19 protein-coding genes are annotated in these 21,188 nt (G+C 32.6%); 16 read left to right on the forward strand and 3 right to left on the reverse strand.

Annotated elements, in window-relative coordinates; all coding sequences use genetic code 11:
• Positions 1-51 precede the first annotated feature (51 nt).
• The 12 genes from BN4220_RS15940 to BN4220_RS20540 all read left to right on the forward strand — a co-directional run bounded on the left by BN4220_RS15940 (position 52) and on the right by BN4220_RS20540 (position 13,811).
• Entirely contained in the window at positions 52-525 is a 474-nt protein-coding gene (locus BN4220_RS15940; protein WP_066718649.1) for a hypothetical protein, read from the forward strand.
• A gap of 164 nt (positions 526-689) precedes the next feature.
• The gene (locus tag BN4220_RS15945; RefSeq protein WP_066718653.1) at positions 690-1,073 is read left to right on the forward strand and encodes a VOC family protein; all 384 of its coding nucleotides are present in this window, start codon (positions 690-692) and stop codon (positions 1,071-1,073) included.
• 598 nt (positions 1,074-1,671) lie between these two features.
• Positions 1,672-2,625, forward strand: a complete 954-nt coding sequence (gene fmt / locus BN4220_RS15950) for a methionyl-tRNA formyltransferase (protein ID WP_066718656.1) — start codon at positions 1,672-1,674, stop codon at positions 2,623-2,625.
• 65 nt (positions 2,626-2,690) lie between these two features.
• Complete coding sequence (locus BN4220_RS15955) at positions 2,691-3,323, forward strand: hypothetical protein (protein WP_066718659.1); 633 nt, start codon at positions 2,691-2,693, stop codon at positions 3,321-3,323.
• 573 nt (positions 3,324-3,896) lie between these two features.
• On the forward strand, positions 3,897-4,439 hold the full coding sequence (locus tag BN4220_RS15960; RefSeq protein ID WP_066718664.1) for a DUF4332 domain-containing protein: 543 nt from the start codon (positions 3,897-3,899) through the stop codon (positions 4,437-4,439).
• A 118-nt stretch (positions 4,440-4,557) separates the two neighbouring features.
• On the forward strand, positions 4,558-5,067 hold the full coding sequence (locus BN4220_RS15965) for an NUDIX hydrolase (RefSeq protein WP_066718667.1): 510 nt from the start codon (positions 4,558-4,560) through the stop codon (positions 5,065-5,067).
• Positions 5,068-5,327: 260 nt separating this feature from the next.
• Entirely contained in the window at positions 5,328-6,257 is a 930-nt protein-coding gene (locus BN4220_RS15970; protein WP_066718670.1) for a hypothetical protein, read from the forward strand.
• A 94-nt stretch (positions 6,258-6,351) separates the two neighbouring features.
• Entirely contained in the window at positions 6,352-8,157 is a 1,806-nt protein-coding gene (locus BN4220_RS15975; protein WP_197467948.1) for an ABC transporter ATP-binding protein, read from the forward strand.
• Between the two features lie 62 nt (positions 8,158-8,219).
• Positions 8,220-10,094, forward strand: coding sequence for an ABC transporter ATP-binding protein (locus BN4220_RS15980; RefSeq protein WP_066718682.1), 1,875 nt, complete (start codon positions 8,220-8,222; stop codon positions 10,092-10,094).
• A gap of 696 nt (positions 10,095-10,790) precedes the next feature.
• The gene (locus BN4220_RS15985) at positions 10,791-11,696 is read left to right on the forward strand and encodes a cation diffusion facilitator family transporter (protein WP_066718685.1); all 906 of its coding nucleotides are present in this window, start codon (positions 10,791-10,793) and stop codon (positions 11,694-11,696) included.
• 1,594 nt (positions 11,697-13,290) lie between these two features.
• Positions 13,291-13,485: a hypothetical protein gene (locus tag BN4220_RS20535; protein ID WP_066718688.1), complete on the forward strand. Its 195-nt coding sequence runs from the start codon at positions 13,291-13,293 to the stop codon at positions 13,483-13,485.
• A 68-nt stretch (positions 13,486-13,553) separates the two neighbouring features.
• The gene (locus BN4220_RS20540; protein WP_242867843.1) at positions 13,554-13,811 is read left to right on the forward strand and encodes a hypothetical protein; all 258 of its coding nucleotides are present in this window, start codon (positions 13,554-13,556) and stop codon (positions 13,809-13,811) included.
• 1,061 nt (positions 13,812-14,872) lie between these two features.
• On the opposite strand, the gene BN4220_RS15995 is transcribed toward BN4220_RS20540, so the two are convergent.
• From BN4220_RS15995 to BN4220_RS16005, 3 genes are all read right to left on the reverse strand, one after another.
• Positions 14,873-15,346, reverse strand: coding sequence for a hypothetical protein (locus BN4220_RS15995; RefSeq protein ID WP_066718691.1), 474 nt, complete (start codon positions 15,344-15,346; stop codon positions 14,873-14,875).
• Between the two features lie 95 nt (positions 15,347-15,441).
• Positions 15,442-16,635, reverse strand: a complete 1,194-nt coding sequence (locus BN4220_RS16000; RefSeq protein WP_066718695.1) for an IS110 family transposase — start codon at positions 16,633-16,635, stop codon at positions 15,442-15,444.
• Positions 16,636-16,801: 166 nt separating this feature from the next.
• Positions 16,802-17,686 carry a helix-turn-helix domain-containing protein gene (locus BN4220_RS16005; protein WP_066718699.1) on the reverse strand — a complete coding sequence of 295 codons (885 nt, stop codon included), beginning with the start codon at positions 17,684-17,686 and terminating at the stop codon, positions 16,802-16,804.
• A 298-nt stretch (positions 17,687-17,984) separates the two neighbouring features.
• Here BN4220_RS16005 and BN4220_RS16010 point away from each other — a divergent pair, with 298 nt between their 5' ends.
• The 4 genes from BN4220_RS16010 to BN4220_RS16025 all read left to right on the forward strand — a co-directional run bounded on the left by BN4220_RS16010 (position 17,985) and on the right by BN4220_RS16025 (position 21,121).
• Entirely contained in the window at positions 17,985-19,436 is a 1,452-nt protein-coding gene (locus BN4220_RS16010; protein WP_066718703.1) for a radical SAM protein, read from the forward strand.
• A complete protein-coding gene (locus BN4220_RS16015; protein WP_066718706.1) occupies positions 19,433-20,533 on the forward strand; it encodes a hypothetical protein in 1,101 nt (366 codons plus the stop codon). The genes BN4220_RS16010 and BN4220_RS16015 overlap by 4 nt, the downstream gene beginning before the upstream one ends.
• Positions 20,534-20,548: 15 nt before the next feature.
• Positions 20,549-20,827 (forward strand): hypothetical protein, encoded by a 279-nt coding sequence (locus BN4220_RS16020; protein WP_066718711.1) that lies wholly within the window; start codon positions 20,549-20,551, stop codon positions 20,825-20,827.
• Between the two features lie 84 nt (positions 20,828-20,911).
• Positions 20,912-21,121: a hypothetical protein gene (locus BN4220_RS16025; protein ID WP_066718715.1), complete on the forward strand. Its 210-nt coding sequence runs from the start codon at positions 20,912-20,914 to the stop codon at positions 21,119-21,121.
• Positions 21,122-21,188: the final 67 nt, after the last annotated feature.

The raw sequence follows: 21,188 nt of genomic DNA on the forward strand, positions 1-21,188 counted from the left end.
TTTATTTTAGGCTTTAATATATTGTAATGAATAGATTCCATAGGTGAAGTCATGAATCATGATAAAAAATGTCAATTAATCGGCATACTGGTTTTATCGGGTATATTACTCTTTGAAATGGTCATTTATTTACAAAAAAATCACAACATGCCAACATTTAGACAATCTCAAACTACCGAATCCGAAACAAAAGATGAGTTAATAATTGCTTTATTTATGGACAATATTGAAGCAGATAGCAGTAAATTTTATGATAATTATTTTTCAGAAAGATTAGGATATACTAATTTTGAATATAAAATTAAACAAATTAAAAAAGAGGGTGAACCAGTAAGGATTTACATTACCTTTGAAGGAAGTCCCTTTGTAGGTGCACATATCCAAGTAGGTGATGATGAAATCACTTATAAAGTAGATGTATTTGGAAATAAAACTTTAGAAAAATTCATACATAAAAAATCATATGAAATTCCTGAACGGATACGACCAAATATGATTAAGCCTTACCCTGAAACAAAGAATTAATATATCAATAATTTAAATTTGATAGAAGCATTTGATTAGAATATAGAAATAGAAAAAAACAGAAAAAATTATAGTCGAAAAATAATAACAATCAAGATTACAATATTTTACAATTACGAACTTGTGATTATTTATATTTTAAACAAATGGAGGATTTATATAGTATGAAAAAGTATCTTTATAGTGTGCTTTCTGTTTTTCCTACTCCTGATATTGAGCGAACGTCTGAATTCTATGAGAAAGTAATGGGATTCCGCGCAGTAAAATATTTAGATGTAAAAGAGCCACATATTTGCCTATACCGTGATGATACTGAAATTATTTTGACAGTGGCACGTACTGACAAGGTATATCCGAACAGAGAATTGTACGGTTATGGGGAGGACGCATATTTTATTACAGACGAACAAGAAGCACTTCAAAATGAATTTATAGAAAAAGGAGCAAAAATTGTTCGAGAGCTTCAAAAAACAGATTATAATAATCGAGAGTTTATTGTTGAAGATATTGATGGACGTTGGATTGCATTTGGAATAAAAGAGAAATAGAAATTTCTTTTTGCTTGCCTTATCAGAATTTGGCATAGAAAATACCAGGCAATTTAAGTTATGGTTAGAATTTCCTTATACTGATTTTTCTTTATATAAGATTAAAACAAATTTAGTAAATCACAAATCATTCATTCCCCCTTTAAACTTAAGTGTTTGAAGGGTTTTTTCATTATATTAATAATATCAACATTACTGCTAAAACGGCAATTGATATTGTCTTTATAATGTCGAAGAATTATTAAAAACTACAGATAAACTTTAATTAGTTTTGTCGTTTCATCATTTATTCTTCAGAAAAAAGGAAATCTTTCACTATAAATAATTTGAAATCTTTCCCATTAAATGATATATTAAAAATACATACTAAATTAACTATTATAAATGATTAAATAGAAGAGTAATGCGTTACCAATTATATTTTGAAATAAAATCCGCATAGTAATAGAAAAATAAGATTTGTCGAGAACTTGAATAATCCACAGTTATTTGCTATTGTTCACTATTTCAATTTATTGTCTTTATTTATGGGGGATAATTGTGTAACTAATGAACAACTACAAAATATATTTTGTAGTATCAAAGGGAGGTATCAATAATGAAAATAGTTTTTATGGGAACTCCTGATTTTGCAGTTCCCTCATTAAAAAAAATGATAGAAAAATATGATGTAAGTGCGATTGTAACACAACCTGATAAACCAAGTGGAAGAGGCAATAAGGTAGCAATTTCACCAATCAAAGAGGTTGGATTATTGAATCAAATTCCAATTTTTCAGCCCGAAAAAATAAAAACAGACTCTGTAATTATTGATAAATTAAAAGAAATAAAACCTGATTTTATTATTGTTGTAGCATATGGTCAGATCATAACTCAGCAAATACTTGATATACCAAGACTCGGATGCATTAATCTACACGCATCTCTCCTCCCAAAGTATAGAGGATCCTCACCAATAAATTGGACTTTAATAAATGGGGAAAAAGCAACTGGAAATACAACTATACTAATGGATACTGGTATAGATACGGGTGATATTCTTATGAGAAGTGAGTTTGACATATCTGAATCTATGACAGCAGGAGAATTGTACGAATTATTGAAAATAAACGGTGCTGAACTGTTAGAGGAAACAATAAATGGAATTATTACAGGTAAAATTTGTGGGGTAAAACAACAGAATGATGGAAGTTCTTATGTACAGATGTTAAACAAGCAAATGGCAAAGATTAATTGGAATGACAGTAGTATTAACATACATAATTTAATAAGGGGATTGAGTTCCTGGCCATATAAAAATATAAACTCATGGCCAACTGCTTATACTTATTATAAAGATATTCCAATGAAAATATTCAAATCCAAGTCAATAGAGGCAAATATTATGAACCCACCTGGTTATATCATAGATGCAAATGATGAAGGAATTGCAGTCGCCACCAATAACGGTATTCTAATGATAGAAATATTACAGTTTCCAGGGGGGAAACCTCTTGAGGTAAAAGAATTTTTAAAAGGAAATAAATTAGAAAAAGGCATTGTATTATCATAATCATAATTGATTAATAGTCTATATTTTTTATATGCCATATCATATTATATGGGAGAGGTAAATAAATGAAAAAAATATATATAGATAATAATGTAATGGTTAATGAGCAATATAGAAGAAAAATAATTGTTTTTTTAAAAAATTATTGTGATATCGTTACTTATGCAATACTCCTTGATGATGATTATGATTTAAATTATGAAGAATATTCAAAAGCAATGAAGGATTTTTCTAATGAATTTATTATAGAAGATGAAATAAGACGAGCAAAATTTGTTGATGATATACACTATCAAAATGAGTTACTCAATAAATTTCATACTTCAGAAAATGTATATGAATATTTTGACCGATTAAAGGTTTATGACAATATTGAACTAGAGAAGATAAATAAAACGTTAAAACAATATTTAAAGAATAGGAGAAACACCAAGTATAGAGGTACAATGACATTGCCAAATGAAAGTTTTATAGGATCGAAATTCACAGTAAATTCTCATTGTACAATAGGAGGATTATATAAAATATACGAATTTATAATTGATCAGAATATGATTGATTATTTAATTCAACATGGAGAATTAAATAAAACGAATTGCTTTCAAAATGATACCATGCTTCAAGACCCAGGATTTTACAAACAAAGTCAGCTGATATGTTCTATATGCTCACATGAAAGACATATACATTTTTATTAGAAGATGAACAAATCATCATGCTAAAAGAAATGGATATACCGTTTAATTATGATTAATTTTAGCTTGAAAAGTATGTCTTTTTATTCGTAAGCGCAACGTGGTTGTAGTCGGGATAACCAAAAATAAACGACATAACTATAATCATCCATTTACCCTTTAAATTTAAGCGTTTGTGGGATATTTTCATTATCTTAATAAAAACGAAAATACTTATTTGCTATAGTGACAAGATTGAAGTTCTGGCATGAACTCTTATTAAATATGTATGATGTGACTTCCCCATACTGGAATATACTATGGCTTTCATTTATATTACTTGGTGGTTTCGTATTTATATTAGGCTTGAAATTATTATTGCAAAGAAAACGATAAATTCCAATTTGTCGAGAACTTAAAGTTCCTATTACATATAAATGGTTCTTCCTATTAACGAGTTTGACCAGATAATTAAACTATATCAATATAAGTTGAAAGAAATAGAAAGGAACAACGATTTAATATACCAGAATAGTTAAATTTATTGTGTTTAGAGAACTATCTTTTAGAAATTTAAATTTGGAAAGGTATCAAGAAATGAATAACAATGTCAATTCTAATTATCATATTAAGGGCATAGGACTTCTTCTCAATGAGGATTGCATTTTGCAACGGTACTTTCCATTGATTCAGTATAAAGTTCAACTATTAAATAATCTTTTGGATAAAGGCTGTATAACAAAAAATGCTTGTTTTATCTTGTCCGATAAAGCGTTGATAGAAGCGGGGTTGCCCGATTCAGATATGGTAGAACTATTTAGACGTTTTCTGTGCCTTTATGATTATAAAGGAAAGGGTATTAAGGATATTCCCGATGCAGAATGCAGAACTAAAGATGAGATATCATCTCTTATGGAATTGATGCGTCTGCCCGGCGTGAAAGCAATTCGAGCTGAACTGTATTTTCATTGTGGAATAAGATCGCTGTCAGATCTCGCTGCTTCTGATGCCGTACAGCTGAGAGACGCAATTGCCAACATAATCATGCAAGAATCGCTTCCGTTCTCCCCACCTTTACCCAAAGAGCTACGTACACAGATTGCTGTGGCAAAAGTGTTTACAGAATATGCAGCGAAGTAAAGAAGATTCGACAAATTCCAACATATCTAAATAGGTGAGTAGTTAGATACCTATTATTATTTAAAGTAATAAATTATGTAAAATAACAAACAATTCAGAATTTGTAGGGGGATTGGTGATGGAAGTTTGGGATGGATATTTTAGAGATGGAACACGTGCTAATATAGATTTAGTTCGTGGAACTGTATTGCCAGATGGTTTGTATCATATGGCATGCGAAGTTCTTGTTCAACATAAGGACGGCGATTATTTGCTTATGAGACGTGACTTGTCTAAACCTAATTATGGTGGATATTATGAAGCCACAGCAGGAGGATCTGCACTTAAAGGTGAGGACAAGATAGCATGTATTAAAAGAGAATTACTTGAAGAAACGGGAATTATTTCGGAAAACTTTAAAGAGATTGGCAGTTTTGTTTACGATGATGATAAGTGTATTTTCTATACTTTCTTGTGCATTACAGATTGTGATAAAACATCTATAACACTTCAAAAGGAAGAAACCATGTCGTATAAATGGTTAAATAAATCAGATTTTATTTCGTTTATAAATTCAGAAGGAATGATAGAAACACAGAAAAAGCGTTATATAAACTATTTCAATCAAAAAGGATATTTACAACAATAAATTCCAATTTGTCGAGCGCTTAAAGTTCCTATTACATATAAATGTTTCCTTTAAATCAGACTTTCAGGTGAAAGAAGAGCGGAACGTGATAGTTTCCGGCGGACTAAAGAAATGTGTGAGATTTCATGGAGTCGGACTCTTCTGCCTTTTTTATTGCAGCACGAGCAAGAAAATCCGGGTTGCTGTGAATGATTAAGAATTAGCATAGCCTATGGCTATGACTTTATTATACCAAGAGGTGGATAGTTATAAGACAACTAATGAATATATTTTTTAGTATAATTTTTACACTTTTATTAATAGGATGTAATAAAAAATTAGAACAAGATGATAAACAAACTTTTACGAATGAAATAGAACAAAAAAAAATTAGTATTGTTGAATCAAACAAAGCTTCCAACGAAGATTTATATAATGTTGGATCAAACGAAATACCTTCAAACAAAGTTTCCAACGAAGATTTATATAATGATGAATACAAAGATTTAAATGCCTTGATAGAAAAGTATGTGGAATTATATGATAAGTCAGTTGAAATTGGTGAAAGTGAATTATTTTTAAAATCTGTAGATAGTATAAATCAATTTAATAGAGAAGAGATAGCTAATAAAATTCGGTCTGAAATTTGGTCTGAAAGTCGGCTCAATAAGCCTACAGTTTCATTATCTAATGAAATAAAACAACAATTATACAATGGTGGAATTATTAAATTACCGAAAGAGGGAGTTCTCCTTGATTTAAATATGGATGGAATCGAAGAATCAATCACTTTTTGTTATAATCCAGACAACACTCACCATCAAGACTATATTGTTCGTATCAATGAGATTGATGGAAAAAATACCGCTGTAGACCCGACTGGTGATATTTATGCAGTAATACTTGGAAGCAAAGAAAAAAAGCAAGTATTTATTTTAGTGGAAGAAAAAGGACCGCATGGTGAAATACCATTCACGTACTTTTGGAGTTTCTCTAATGATGAGCCCTATTATGTAACCGGGATTTGGGGAAGACCTATTGATTATATAATAGACAACCAAGACGAAGATATAATAATTACAGGATATGATTATTATTATGAAAATGGAACAAGTACAAAAGTAAAGCAAAATTATCAAATTCAGTATCTGTTGAACGATGATGGAATTGAAATCCCAGAACTTATTCCGATTGATAAGGATGTAGACTGATTGTATATATACTCCATTTACTGATATGTGTGGTAGAAACCATGAGGACATTAGTTTTTGCTATTCAGATGTTTTAACTTGTAGCAAGGAGCATATGAAAATGAAAAAATACAGCACCTTTAAAAACATTGTATACACGCATAAATATATATTAGGAACTTCTTTGTACAAATATATAATCTGTGCAACCATAATAATCTTATCCGGTATTATGGCAACGTTTTTAACAACCCTTTTGCCGGCGTTTGTTATAAATATTTTATCATTAAAAAAAGATTACACTGATATTTTTTTAGTATTAAGCATCTATTTTATTTTCATGTGTGCTATCAGTATTTTTAGCGAGCGATTCAAAAGCCGTATAGACAATTCTATTAGTTTCACACGAATGTTTAAAGGATTGGATTATTACAAGCATATTATATCAACAAACTATGAAAATATAGATTCGGAGTCAGGACGAAACACAATTGATGCAGGAATTGATTCCTATTTTGATGGGGATCATGAGGGATTTCAGCATATACTTCTTGATTTGCGAACTCTTATACAAGCTGTTCTGGGACTGATTGCATACTCTGTGCTAACCGCATACCGAGTAAACATTATTTTACCTATTATTTTAGTAATTGTATCTTCTTGCACAATATTCGTAAATATGTTGAGTTCAAAATGGGTTTATAATCATAAAAATAATTGGACGAAGATTGATACTAAACTAAGATATATATCCACACAAACAATTTCATCTGAAAATGCAAAAGATATTAGAATGTATCGCATGAAAGTATGGCTTTCAGATGTTTACAATACCCTGATAAACCATCGCTTATCTTGGTCACGCAAAGAAGCTAAATTAAATCAAATCGTCTTGATTTTCGAAAGATTGCTGATAGCAGTGAAGTATATTATAATCTTCATTGCCATTTTTTATGAAGTAAATAATGGACTAACTGCGGGTGATTTCGTGCTCACTTTGGGGCTGATGATTGGCATCAATCAATGGACGATGGATATTTTCAATAGTATTAAGTATTTACAATCAAACAATATATTGGTAAATAGCACAAGGCATTGCCTAGAAATGGATACCGACCAAAATAAGGTTCAAAAAAGTGAAAATGAAAAACTAACATTTACAAATAAGTTGAGACTTAACAATATATCCTTTTCATTTCCCAACGGAAATAAGAAGATCTTTGATAATTTTAATTTATCAATTAAAAAGGGCGAAAAGGTTGCCATTGTTGGATTAAACGGAGCAGGGAAAACCACATTGGTAAAACTTATATGTGGCCTATATCCCCCTACATCCGGAGAAATATATTTGGACAATACTCAAATTAATAGCGTCTCAAATAATGACTATACCAATCTTTTTTCTGCAATTTTTCAAGACTTCAATGTTTTTGCACTTTCTCTCAAAGAAAATGTAGCATGTTGTATGGAAGATAAAATTGATATAAATAAAGTACATTCCTGCCTCGCCAAGGCGGGACTTTCAGAAAAAGTGAATGAATTTGCAAATGGATTAGACAGTATGATGCTAAAAGAACTGGATGAAGATGGTGTGGTGTTATCCGGTGGTGAAACTCAAAAGCTGATGTTAGCACGATGTCTTTATAAGGATGCAAAAATTATTATTTTAGACGAACCAACAGCAGCATTAGATGCTTTAGCTGAAAATGAGTTGTACGAACAGTATGCTTCCTTAACAAAAGATAAGACAAGCATATTTATTTCTCACAGACTGAACTCAACTAAATTTTGCGATAGAATTGTAATGCTTGATCAAGGGCGTATTATTGAAGAAGGGACTCATAATGAATTAATGCAGAATAAGGGGAAATATGCAGAACTATATAGTTTGCAGGCATCCTATTATAAAAAAGAGGCTTAATAAATTACTGTAATATAATGATTTTTTGCAACATTATTTTTCTAGCATAGGAGTATATACCATTGGTTGATAAACGATTAAACATATTAGGAATTGATAAAAATAGTATAAAAGCTTTATTGTTCTTGCATACCCTTGATAAAACAATGATACCTTTATCTATTTTACAATCCATTCTCTCTACAGCATTTCCCTTTGTAGAGATATATTTTATTGCAAGAATAATAGATCTTGTATTGTCCGGCAAATTAAACGAACTGATACCGTTCATTGCAATGCTAATTATTAGTAACTTAGTTTTGGGTATATTCATTGATTTTGTTAAAACCATAAATCAATATAAAGCAAATAAAATGGAAAAGAACATGATTGGTGTAATTCAAGAAAAAGTTATGGAAATTGATTTTGAAATGATGGAAGACCCTCATATGTTAAAAAAAATCTCTGATGCGAAATATGCAATGGAGTATATGGGCGGATACTATTCTTTTATCATGTATTATATTCAATTACTTGAATCAAGTTTACGAGTGGTAACATCTATTTCTGTTATCATTGGCATGTGCTTTTCTGTATCCATTAGCGGTAACCCATTTGTTGACTTTATAGCTTCTTTTCCTGTATCTATAGGTTTTCTCACCGGTCTTACTGTTATAAATTTATATTTATCTGCATCGATGGCTAAGAAAATGAAAAGAAATGATTCAGAGGTATTTAAACAGAAAACAACAGTAGAAAGAAGATTAAATTATTTTACAGACAAAGTATTCCTCAACTATTCTACTGGAAAAGACATTCGTATCTTTCATATGTCAGATTTGTTAATTCATTATCATCACAAAAATATGAAGATAGCAAAAGATTTTTATCAGAAGTATTATGTTGATAAGCAAATAAATTATGACACATTAAGCCAGTTCAGTGATTCTATTCAATCTTTTTTTTCTTATATTATTGTTATATTTAAAATGCTATCCGGAGCTATTACAATTGGAGAGCTATCAGGTTACATAGGAGTTATCAGTTTATTTCATGCTTCGCTGGTAGACATCGTTAAAATACGACAGAAAATAAAGCTGCAAAATGAATTTACAATGGCTTTTTATGAACTTCTTCACATGAAAAGCAAGGCAAATATGGGTTTAACCAAGAAATACTCTATAAAAAATGTGGAGTTAGCAGGTTTTCAGTTTGAATTTCATCACGTATCCTTTAAGTATAATAATAGTGAACAGTATACTCTGAAAAATATATCATGTAAAATACATGATAGAAAGAAAATTGCCATTGTCGGAAAAAATGGTGCAGGTAAAACAACCTTAATTAAATTATTGTGCAGATTATATGAACCAACAGAAGGGTACATAACTTTAAATGGAATTGATATTAGAGAATATGATTATCATGAATATATTGATTTTATCTCCGTTGTATTTCAAGACTATCGCCTATTTGCTTTACCAATACGTGAAAATATAGCAGCTTCAAAGAACCCGGAAGATAAAAAAGTTTTACAATCATTAAAGCTTTCAGGGCTAGCAGATAAAATAGAAAAATTACCAAATGGCCTTGAAACCAATCTATATCACTATGATGAAGATGGTATCGAAATCAGTGGCGGAGAGGCCCAAAAAATTGCAATAGCAAGAGCCATCTATAAAGATTCTCCCACTATTATATTAGACGAACCAACATCTGCCCTTGACCCGGCAAGTGAATATGAGATTTATCAAAAATTTGGTGCATTAACTCAAAATAAAACAACTATATACATCTCACATAGAATGAGTAGTTGCATATTTTGCGACCATATTATAGTGGTTGATAAAGGTGAAATTATACAACAAGGAAGCCACGATGAATTGCTTTATGATAAAGAAAATTTGTATGCTAAGTTATATAATGCACAAGCAAAGTATTTTACTCAAGGAGATTGAATATTTTGTATTTCATTTTCTTTTCTTCACTTTTTAGATATTTTATCTGGGACTCTCAAAACATAACCTAAATTTTCATAGTAGCAATGACAGCAAAAATAACAATTCTACAATAAAGCATTTTCATACAGCATCGAATACTTTTCCAGATATGTTCTGCTTATAAAGAAGCAAGAGTTCAGAGGAAATACCTAAAGGTATGGCGGAAGAAAATTCCTTTATCTTCTGTGCTGCACCAAAAGTAATAGAGGGGACTACTAAAAAGGTTTATGAACATTTCCCTGAGTGGAAAAGTTATCAAATGTATTTTAGAAGTCCTCTCGTTATTTTCTAGTTTCTATATTAATCGCAAAATGCGATATTATCTAAGCTTAGGCCTTTTCACAAATATTCGTATAGCTGTATGAATATTCAAGTAAATTTATTAACCGCCGATCCTTAATTGAGTTAAAGAGCAGAAGATGACTGGTCAAGTGCCATAATATAAGAGCTTTATATTTTCCGCCAATCAGCTTGATTGTTGCTGATACGGGACAGTTTTGATTGATATCATTTGAATCAATAAGTTGTGTCCTCCTAATTAAGCTGTAAAAGTACCAATAATAACTAAGTATCTTTTTGGATAGTATATTACTATAAAGTGTATATTTCAAATACAGGGTTAATTGTCAAAACCCAAAAAGGAGGAGAAATGTTATGGCACATAATCACGGGAGCCATCAGGGTCATAATCATTCACATGGCGGTGATGGTAATATCGGTTTAGCATTTTTTCTAAATCTTTCATTTACTTTTATTGAGCTTATCGGAGGAATTCTGACAAACAGTATTGCTATTATGTCAGATGCCGTGCATGACTTTGGAGACAGTTTGTCTCTTGCGCTTGCATGGTATTTTCAGAAAAAGTCCAAAAAAGGAAGCACGAATCAATACACGTACGGGTATAAGCGCTTCTCTTTATTAGGAGCAATTATTACCTCGACTGTATTGACTGTTGGGAGCATTTATATATTAACAGAAGCTATCCCTCGATTGTTTTCTCCGCAAGAAACCAATGCAGGCGGTATGTTTATACTTGCTGTAATTGGTATTGCCATCAACGGAATTGCTGTATTACGGACGCGAAAAGCAAGCTCAATCAATGAAAGGGTTGTGTCACTTCATCTGCTTGAGGATGTATTGGGGTGGGCTGGGGTGTTAATAGGGTCCGCAGTGATATATTTTACCGGGCTTACAATTATTGATCCCATTCTGTCTATTGGAATTGCCATCTTTGTATTGTTCAACGTAACAAAGAACATTAGGCAGATAATGCCAATTCTATTGCAGGGTACTCCGGCAGAGATTGAACAAGAACACATTATTGAAGATCTCAAAGCTCTGGAACAAATTGAAGATGTACATGATTTGCATATTTGGTCATTAGATGAAGAATATAATGTGCTTACGATGCATGTCGTGTTAAAGACATCAATGTCAATGGAAGAACTTTCCCAACTAAAGGGTGAAATACGTGCCATTCTGAAAGAAGAAGAAATACGACACGCGACAATAGAATTTGAAGGACCATCAGAATCATGTGATTTTGACAATTGCGTGTAAAAGAAGGTGAAGTATTTCCATCTCCAGTACTTTGTAATGGACAGAAACATTAAAATCCATAAGATATATCCTCCTTATTGAGTTACGAGAGTAGCAGATTATGACTAAGTATCTTTTCGGGTAGTATATTACAATAAAGTGCGTTCTTACGAAAATAATACTAAGTGATAAAATGATATCAAGACAGAGTTAATTGTCAAAGCAAAGAAGGAGAAATCTATCCAGATTTATTAAGAGTTTTTGCGAGTACGATTTGACTTTATAGTTGGCATTACTTTCAAAAAGCTTACTATATTTAAAGTAAGAGAGTAGAGTCTATGGCTCTTTCTGAACCTTGGATAGATAAAACATATCGAAGCAACTTTAAACACCTGAAAGACTATTTTTATGCCTTCCAGGTGTTTTACAGATGCTAATAACAGATTATTACATATATGAGAATATACAACTTATTATATATACTTTTTATTGATCTCGATAGCCAAATATCTTTTTAATATGCGTTATATCTGATATTAAAAAGATTAAAGATTGAACACATATATACAATTACAAGTCAATCTGAATACATATTTCTATAATTATGTCAGACTTTTCTCATGCGAATATAATAAAATACCACGAGATGGATTATTTGTTTCCAATTTGTTGTCAATCTAAGTGAACCTAGAAAGAGCAATCATCATCAGGAATGCAATATTTACAAATTGTTGTCAAATATATTTCCACAAAGTTGTCAATCGACATTTATTGAATAAAGAGTATTATGATATACCTCATTATCTTAATCAAGTTATAGAAAATTATTATTCATCCAAAAATCTTTACTAATCCCTTATTTTACAATGGTTTAAATATTCTATAAGGTTAAAGAAAATTATATTATTAAATAAAATAAAAAATGTATATTTATTAAGATCAAAGATTAACAACTTTGATCTTTTTGTGCGACAGGCAGTCGCACCAGCCCTAGTTTAGTCTAGGACTATTTTGTGTATTAGGTACAGCGATTACGATGCGGATGCAAACACGAATCAAGAGTTCTTAAAACAAGTTTTCTCTAGAGTGAAAGTCTCTACCCGTGAGCGCTGATGCAAATCGGTAAGTCTAATCTAGAGCATCACCGTAAGGTTATGTCTGAAGGAGATGCGGAAAGTCGAGAGACCCGTAGGCGGTTAGCAGACCGAAACGAAAAGTGAAGCACATGTAGCGGCAATGCAAGTTGATGACCATGCGAAAAATCGAGAAATCTAAATCATTTATTCAAATGAATCAGTCGGATAAATGGAGGTTGCCATGTGTAGGTGCTCGGTATGTTAGAAGGGAAGGTGCGATGACCCTGTGAGACCCATATATTTGCCGTAAGGGTTGATATATATAAGAATAATTCGAAATTATGTCAACATATAAGGGAGTCAGACAATCTCATAGTACAGAAGTAATTATGTGACCAAACGCATGATGAATGGAAGGGGGTTGACCTTTGTAGACCAAGTCAAGTACTTATTATAATGCAAATGGCAACGATGCTTCGGAAAAAACGAACCAAAGGAACATAAGGAGGACAAGGATAGTAATGAATGATTAACTAAAAATGAAATGGCATAGTATTTACGGACAGATTTTATTCGACCGAAAGTTAATGTCAGCTTGGAAACAAGTAGAAAAGAATAAGGGCTGTGGCGGAATAGATTTAGAAACCATAGAAGACTTTAAAGTAGACGAGGAAAAGAAAGTACTTCAGATTCTGCTTGAACTCAGAACAAATGATACAAGCCAACAACAGTAAAAAGGGTATACATTTCGAAGAAAAATGGAGACAAAAGACCAGGAATACCAGTAATCAAGGACAGGATAATTCAGCAAAGTGTAGTGAATATATTAAGTCCGAAGTTTGACGATGGAATATTATATAAATGCTCTTGTGGCTATCGACCAGACAGAGGTATAGAAAGAGTAATGCAAATAATACTGTGGTACGTAGAGCATGGATATAATCATATTTATGATTGCGATATCAAAAGCTTTTTCGATAACATACCGCATAAGAATAATGAAAGTACTGACGAAATATATAGCGGATGGAACTGTGTTATATGGTTTAGGCATGGCTGAAATCTGGATATATGGAGGAAGGTAAATTCATGGAAAGCAATTCTGGGACCCAATAAGGTGGGGTCATATCTCCGTTACTTTCAAATGTATATCTAAACGAATTAGGCTGGAACTAGAAAAAGAAGGCATAAAATTTGTACGTTATTGCGACGATTTTCTGCTCTTTGCAAAATCGGAATAAGAAGTCAAGAGAGCCGGAGAAATAGCAAAAAGGGTAATTACAGATTTAGGACTTGAAATAGCAATGAATAAAACTAAATTAGCAGATTTACATAATGATGAATTTAAATTTGTAGGATTTAACAAACATTGGAGAGAAAGAGAAGATGGAAGTGGGAAATACTTTATAGTAGAAACGACGGAACAGTCGTTCAAAGACTTCAAGAAGAAGTTAAAAGACGAAACCTGTAAACGCTGACGTTAAGTCAAGAGGTGTGGGTACAGAGGGTAAATCCGTAAAGCAGTTGAAAAGAATAAACTCTTCGGGCAGGAAAGCCACTGCTATCTCAAAAGTTTTAGTAAACAACTTCACGCCATAGATGCATATGTAAGACAGCGGTTAAGGGTATGTATGCAACATAAGCACCCAAACAAACTGGTTGTACTACAATCAAATGTATGGATATAGTGTAGAGCAGTACATAGAAAAACAAATGCAAAAATGGAGAAAAGGTCTGCGCATATACTAAAAAATGATAAAGTAACTGAATTTTTCTACAAAATATAAATTTTTCAAAGTTCTAAAGAATATGGGGTAAATAAAAACTAGGTTTATACCCCAACATCATAGTGATTAATTTCTATTAGAATTATTCAAGGGAAAAAATTGGGTTACATGAAAAAGTAAATTCCAGTTCAGCTAAACTACTATTGTTTGCTAGACTAAATTCTAGTTTTTCACTTAACATATATTAATTTATGATATATAATTAACTTCTAAGACTCAGAAAAATCAACTTTTTTACATACTTAATAAGCAACTGGATATTGTCGTGCATGACTAAATTCCACCAGTTCGAAGTTAAGTTTGTATGTTAGTGGAATTCTGTCTGCGCCTTAGTTTAGTGTTTTAGTAATGCTGGTTTTAGTATTACTTCATCGTGATGTATTTCACATAGTGATAACTTTTTGTGTAGAGAGTTGTCAAGCAGCATTAGAGATAACTGATATGGTGAATAACCATTAAGGTTATCTCTAGAAATGCTATTTATGTGATTCATCAGTTTGTATACTTCTTTTTGGTTGTAGCAGTCAAAGGTACTTCCTTTTGGTACAACATATCGAATAAATTCATGATTCTTTTCAATCATTCCCTTTTGCCATGAACACTGCGGATCATAGTAATAGATACTAGTACGTTTTTTACCACTTCTATTATATTCTAAATCTTTATGAGCTTGAAATTCGGTGCCTCTGTCTGTTAATACTACTTGAAATAATTTTTTGAAATTTTTTAGACCTAAGGTCTTAGTCAAGTAGTCAAACACTTCTTTTACACATTCTTGTGTTTTAGTATCCATTAGAAAAATCAACATTAAACCTTGCTAATAAAAGTCAAGTATAAATTGAAATAATTTTTAGCTTAAAAAAGGGTAACTTTAATAAACCTCATAGATATGAGAAAAAAATATTATCTATAGATTTCTGTTACACGAGCATAGTAGATATGTAAAAATTTATTTACCCCTGCCATTTTGGCTACATTTTTTGGCTTACCTTCACCTTCTTTTTTAATCATAAAGAGATAAACAGCATCATTTTCGGGTTTATGTAACTTTAGGGATTGCATGACCTCATAACCCGCTTTTCGTAGGCTTGCTGAACCTCTTTTAGATATGTGCCGGTTAAGGCTTTCATATTGACCAGATTGAAACGGTGGAGCATCATTCCCCGCATAGGCATTGAGAGCACGTGCATTTTTAAATCGGCGAACATCCCCGATTTCAGCAATCAAGCGTGGAGCTAGTTTATCACCTACTCCATTCATAGCCCTTACAACTGGGTATTCTGGCAATGTAGAGGCTATTGATTGCATTTGACTTAGTATAGCATTAGATGAAGTTTCTGTTTGCTTTAGTAAGAGTAAAGCATTTTTAACAGCAACTAAAGTACTTGTATTAACGCCTCTAGTAGTAATGCTTTTGGTGGCAGTTTCATAAATTTTAAGGGCTTTCATTTGAGGGTTTCTTGCTCCGCTTTTGTAAGCGAATTTGACATAAGATGAAATAAAGCGCTTCTCAGTCATTGCTTTTATAGTATCAAAGCTTTCGTATTTTTCTATAAAACGATAAAGAAGATTGTCGTCTGGATCGTACGTGTTTGATGTGAGAATCGATTGAATACCTGGCATTATTTCATCGAGTAAATTAGAAAGTTGAACTCTTGCTTTTACTTTCATTGAAACGTTTTGGTTATACTGCCGAGAAAGAAATTTTAAGTCATTATATTTCTCATCGATTCCAGTATAAGGAGTAAGGAAATAAGCTTTTTCTAAAGCATATTTTGCGATTCGCATAGCATCTTTTTTATCAGTTTTACCTTTGCGAATCTCATTATCTCCATACTTTTTCATGAGATAAGGATTAACTAGAGAAACAAATAAATTGGCAGCAAGAAGCTGTTTGAGAATGGGATAGTGATAATGACCTGTTGCTTCCATCACTATACGAATCTCATCATTATGACTTTTCAGCATAGCAATGAATTGACCTAGATCATATTCATTATGGTGAATTTCGGACGGTTTAAGAATAATTTCTCCTGTGGAACTTAGAACTGCAATAGTACTTTTAGATTTTGATACATCAATACCCACTGCAATCATGGTAATCCTCCTTTGTCTTTGTTATGATTGGTTCCAACTTCTCAAATATCTAAACAGGTTTGTTAGTTACACGGGAGCTACGTCCCAACTTGCTGAATCGAATGAATGATAATGAGAGCTGGCTGACAGGTTTAACGTCGGGCGTGGTGTCCCATCTAGAATTACGTCAGCCAATCAATCTCATCATAACAAAAAATAAGAATAGAGACAAAATCTCTACTCTTATATAGTACAAACTAGATTTTCTAAACAAGAGTGTTAATAAAACATTTTCACCTTTTTGTCCCTCTACGGTATCCATTTCGACCACAGATAAGTCAGTATGGTGCTGGATCAACTCTGTGAAATTACTATATGTTCGGTTTAAACAATACTCCCTATTTACAGAAACCTTAGATGTATGAGACTTTCTGATTTTATATTTTACCTTTCTTGGGAGATCAATGTTTCTCACAGTAAAAACATTCTTACTTATGTATTTGTAAAGGGTTCGACGAGAACAAAGAATCTCGCCAGAATGATGGGCATAAATGTGCGCTAGAGATTGTCCTTTTAATATAAGTGGTGATATTAATTGATCTAACTTTTGCATACTTTCAGGTGATTGATTTATACCTTCCCTAGAGGACGATAGGAGCTCTCGGTAGCAATCATCAGAGTATTTGGCTACATATATTAATCGATGATAAGGACAACTTACAAGACTAGGACATGCGTTACATACATAAGGTGGCTTATCTAATCTACCACATGTTTTTGACGTATATTTAGCACATTTGTTATAACACTTGGAACATTCATTACAAGTTTTGTAACATACTATATCTTTGCATACATGTCTTTCATTACAAGTTTTGTAATGTATGCATCGTGGTAATGAATTACGTGATTTATGCTGCTTTAAAGTCCTATGTTTTCTTACTTCTTTTGAAATGGTGGAGGGATCTTTGTTCACCTGTGCTGCAATAATAGAGAAGGGCTTTCCAGCGTTTAATCCTAGTTCAATAATAATACGATCACTTAGTGTTAAATGTTTTTGGTTATCTTTCATAGTTTCCTCTTTCTGCACAGACAGATAACCATATAACCATAGTAACAGAACATAAAGAGTTGTGCACGACTAAATTCCAGTAAATAAGGAGACTAGAATTTACTCGTGCAAACTGGAATTTACTTTTTCATTTAACAAGGGAAAAAATTGAGGTATATTCCATTGTAAATTAATGTAATTTATATGTAAAATTATTACATTTTATATTGACTAAAGACCGACAACACGATATTATTATAGCAAGCGGTAATGGCGCTATGGACTTTAGATTGATTTAGTCGATAGGAGGATAATGCGAATGTCGTTATATATTAAGCTATTTAGCACACCGAATGGGAAATACATATTTGATGTGAATAGCAACATGATGTTACCAATTTTAGAGTCGTCGTTTGAATATCTGCAAAAGCTCTTGTCCGAAGAAATTCAAGATGATGTATGTTTACCAGATGAATTAAGAGAACTAAAAGAGAACGGATATATATCCTCCGATAGTAAGGTAAAAGAAATTAAACATTCTTATACTGATTTTCTACCTACTTTCCTTGAACGCAAACTATCTAAAATCACGTTGCAATTGACCCAAAACTGTAATTTTCGATGTAAGTATTGCATTTATTCTGATACTCGCAATCTTGGTCAGCGCACCCATTCACCCCAAATTATGGAATGGGAAACAGCAAAATGTGCTATAGATTTCATATGGGAACACGCTGTAGATAGTAACAGTGTTAACATCGGACTTTATGGCGGTGAACCCCTGTTAGAATTTCATTTGCTTAAACAGATTGTCGAGTATAGTGAGGAACGTTTTCGGGGCAAAGCATTAACATTCAACATGACTTCTAATGGTACACTTTTAAATGAAGATATTATTCTATTTCTTGAAAAACATAATATTTCACTGATGATAAGCCTGGATGGACCTAGGGAAGTCAATGACCTTAACCGTGTATTTGCAGATGGTCGTGGCTCATATGACGCAGTAACGAAAGGTATTTCGCTGGTACGGAAAGTCGCTCCAGATTATGCTAAGAATATGCAGATAAGCATGGTTATGGATCCACAGCTCGATTTTGATTGTTTCAACTCTGTTTGCATTGATGGAGACGAGTTTGATAAATTAAATATAGTTTCTTCAATTGTAGATTATACCTATGATGGACAAACACTATGTTTTTCTGAAGAATACACGTGGAAATATGAATATCAACGTTTTTTAGCACTACTTGCTCATTTTGGACGCTTTCCAGACGAATTAGTTTCTCCGATTTTAAAACGTTCTGTGGGTATGGTTGTCAAAGATAATATTAAAATTGATGCTCCGTCAGCTCTTCGCTATTTCGATGCTCCGTCAGGACCGTGTATTCCTGGTCAGTTACGACTATTTGTCAATACGTATGGTAAATTTTTTCCTTGCGAACGTGTAAGCGAAACTACGCCTTGTATGTGCATCGGAAGTCTCGAAGAAGGTTTTAACTATGAAAATGCCTCTGCCATATTAAACGTTGGTAAAATCACTGAAAGTGCTTGTAAAAACTGTTGGTGTTTTCGATATTGTACGATATGTGCAAAAAAAGCAGATGATGGTACAGATAAATTGTCTGATATAGTAAAGATATCTAATTGTGACGAAGTTAAAAGAGCTACTATTAATAAGTTGAAGCATTATCTTTTGTTTAAGGAAGTACCATTTTATTATTCTGCTGAAGTTAGGCGTATAAAGAGTTGTGAGGTGAGCAATCAATGAGAATTCCGGTAGCACTATATCCATTCAGTTCCAAACATTTACCAGTTGTAAAATTCTTTAATAAATTACAGAACCGTTATACACTAAGTGAATTAATTTCATTTCCTGGCAATGGACTTGTTGGGAAAGATGCAGGTTATTCGCGTGCACATCCTGATGTAGGATTAACTGTAACAGATGCGTTATTTTCAGAGCGTTCCGCGTGGGACATGTTGGTTTTCGCAGATGTGACGAGTGCACAATATGAATACGCCGTAAACATTGAGGATATTTTCGAACGTTTGTTGCAAGCGGATAAGATTCTTCACTATTTTAGCAGTTATACAAATGCTCCACAGAGAGTGCAGTTGCTTTCAGAAATCTATTCGAAAAAGGTTAAGTTTAGCGAGGAAACTATTCTAGAGGCTTCCAAGTATGGAATAAGTGAAAACGAATTCTCGTACCTTGATAAACCAGTTGTGCTGGTTGGCGGGCTTTTTGAGGAAGCAGATGTTTTTGAAGTTTTGTTGGGGTTGGTGGATAAACTTCGTGACGAGGGTCTCACTGTGACTACAGTTACAAAGAATTCCATCGGAAGAATGTTTGGGTTTCATACATTATCTCATATTATTGGGAGATGTGATCTTAGCGAAGCACAAAAAGTACACGAAATTAACCGATTTATTAAAGCTCTCGAATTGATTGAAAGACCGGATGTTGTTTTGCTCGAGGCTCCGGATGCTTTAAAGCGTTTTAATGATTATGCTCCTAATGGGTTTGGAATTCGTACATATATGCTATGTCAAGCGATAAATCCTGATTACTTGGTGTGTTGTGTGCCATGTGATCTAGCGATTGGTGAATTGGTTGATAGGCTGAGTGCTGACTTTTCGAATAAGTTCGGGTCTTCAATCCATGCAGTTCATGTCAGTAATGTGGTGATAGATTCTATGAATGTTATGCAAGAGTATGCGCTCTCTCATGTTCATGTAGATTTGCAAACTGTACAAAAGCAAATTAATAGCCAAAGAGCAATCTCGAAGATTCCGCTCTTTGATGTTGTGGGGCAAGGTGTAGATGATTTATACACCCATATGCGATCCTTCTTACTGTCTTAAATGGAAAGGGAATAGGTGATTATTATTGTGGAGTTGAATGATGTTATCCATTATAAGATAGTTGATGTCTTACTACATAGGTTTAATATTCCAGAGACATTACTCATACCAGAGCTTTGGGATGAACCACTAACCGGAAGTATTTTTCAATTTTCGGGTGTTGATTTTGTGTATCTTTTTTTTGAGTTAGAAAAAGCATTTGATATTAGAATATCTAATACGTTTCTTAAGGAATATGGATTTTCCACTGTGAATAAAATTGCATATGCAATTGGTGTACAAAGTGTTATTTAATTTAGTATTTATTTTGATATATTATTTATTCTGCAAGTCAAGTACAATGGGGATTCATAATTTATTGAGAGGAGGTGAAGTACAATGAAAAATTTACGTAAAAGAGGTATTGTTGCAGATTCAGTTGAGGCGTATGTATGTATGTGTGCATATGCAGCTTGTTCCTGCACTTGTGCTTGTGTGTGTGTGTGTCAAGTTGGTAATCCGACAGCTACTGATAATCAGAATGACATCACTGGTGCGTATAACCCCGTTACTAACTACACAGGTGGCGATTCAGCTAACGGAAGATAAAGCTTTGTCTTAATGTTATGTTGGTGTAACTACGACTAATTGAATCTAGCGAATCAGGTTTCTCCAT

It is taken from the genome of Clostridium sp. Marseille-P299, assembly GCF_900078195.1.
Classification (GTDB): Bacteria; Bacillota; Clostridia; order Lachnospirales; family Lachnospiraceae; genus Lachnoclostridium.

What these genes read in the sequence shown, in the direction of transcription:
- BN4220_RS15940 (WP_066718649.1), top strand. Translation starts at nt 52, where the DNA reads ATGAATCATGATAAAAAATGTCAATTAATCGGCATACTGGTTTTATCG.
- BN4220_RS15945 (WP_066718653.1), top strand. Translation starts at nt 690, where the DNA reads ATGAAAAAGTATCTTTATAGTGTGCTTTCTGTTTTTCCTACTCCTGAT.
- fmt (WP_066718656.1), top strand. Translation starts at nt 1,672, where the DNA reads ATGAAAATAGTTTTTATGGGAACTCCTGATTTTGCAGTTCCCTCATTA.
- BN4220_RS15955 (WP_066718659.1), top strand. Translation starts at nt 2,691, where the DNA reads ATGAAAAAAATATATATAGATAATAATGTAATGGTTAATGAGCAATAT.
- BN4220_RS15960 (WP_066718664.1), top strand. Translation starts at nt 3,897, where the DNA reads ATGAATAACAATGTCAATTCTAATTATCATATTAAGGGCATAGGACTT.
- BN4220_RS15965 (WP_066718667.1), top strand. Translation starts at nt 4,558, where the DNA reads ATGGAAGTTTGGGATGGATATTTTAGAGATGGAACACGTGCTAATATA.
- BN4220_RS15970 (WP_066718670.1), top strand. Translation starts at nt 5,328, where the DNA reads ATGAATATATTTTTTAGTATAATTTTTACACTTTTATTAATAGGATGT.
- BN4220_RS15975 (WP_197467948.1), top strand. Translation starts at nt 6,352, where the DNA reads ATGAAAATGAAAAAATACAGCACCTTTAAAAACATTGTATACACGCAT.
- BN4220_RS15985 (WP_066718685.1), top strand. Translation starts at nt 10,791, where the DNA reads ATGGCACATAATCACGGGAGCCATCAGGGTCATAATCATTCACATGGC.
- BN4220_RS20535 (WP_066718688.1), top strand. Translation starts at nt 13,291, where the DNA reads ATGAAATGGCATAGTATTTACGGACAGATTTTATTCGACCGAAAGTTA.
- BN4220_RS15995 (WP_066718691.1), bottom strand. Translation starts at nt 15,346, where the DNA reads ATGTTGATTTTTCTAATGGATACTAAAACACAAGAATGTGTAAAAGAA.
- BN4220_RS16000 (WP_066718695.1), bottom strand. Translation starts at nt 16,635, where the DNA reads ATGATTGCAGTGGGTATTGATGTATCAAAATCTAAAAGTACTATTGCA.
- BN4220_RS16005 (WP_066718699.1), bottom strand. Translation starts at nt 17,686, where the DNA reads ATGAAAGATAACCAAAAACATTTAACACTAAGTGATCGTATTATTATT.
- BN4220_RS16010 (WP_066718703.1), top strand. Translation starts at nt 17,985, where the DNA reads ATGTCGTTATATATTAAGCTATTTAGCACACCGAATGGGAAATACATA.
- BN4220_RS16015 (WP_066718706.1), top strand. Translation starts at nt 19,433, where the DNA reads ATGAGAATTCCGGTAGCACTATATCCATTCAGTTCCAAACATTTACCA.
- BN4220_RS16025 (WP_066718715.1), top strand. Translation starts at nt 20,912, where the DNA reads ATGAAAAATTTACGTAAAAGAGGTATTGTTGCAGATTCAGTTGAGGCG.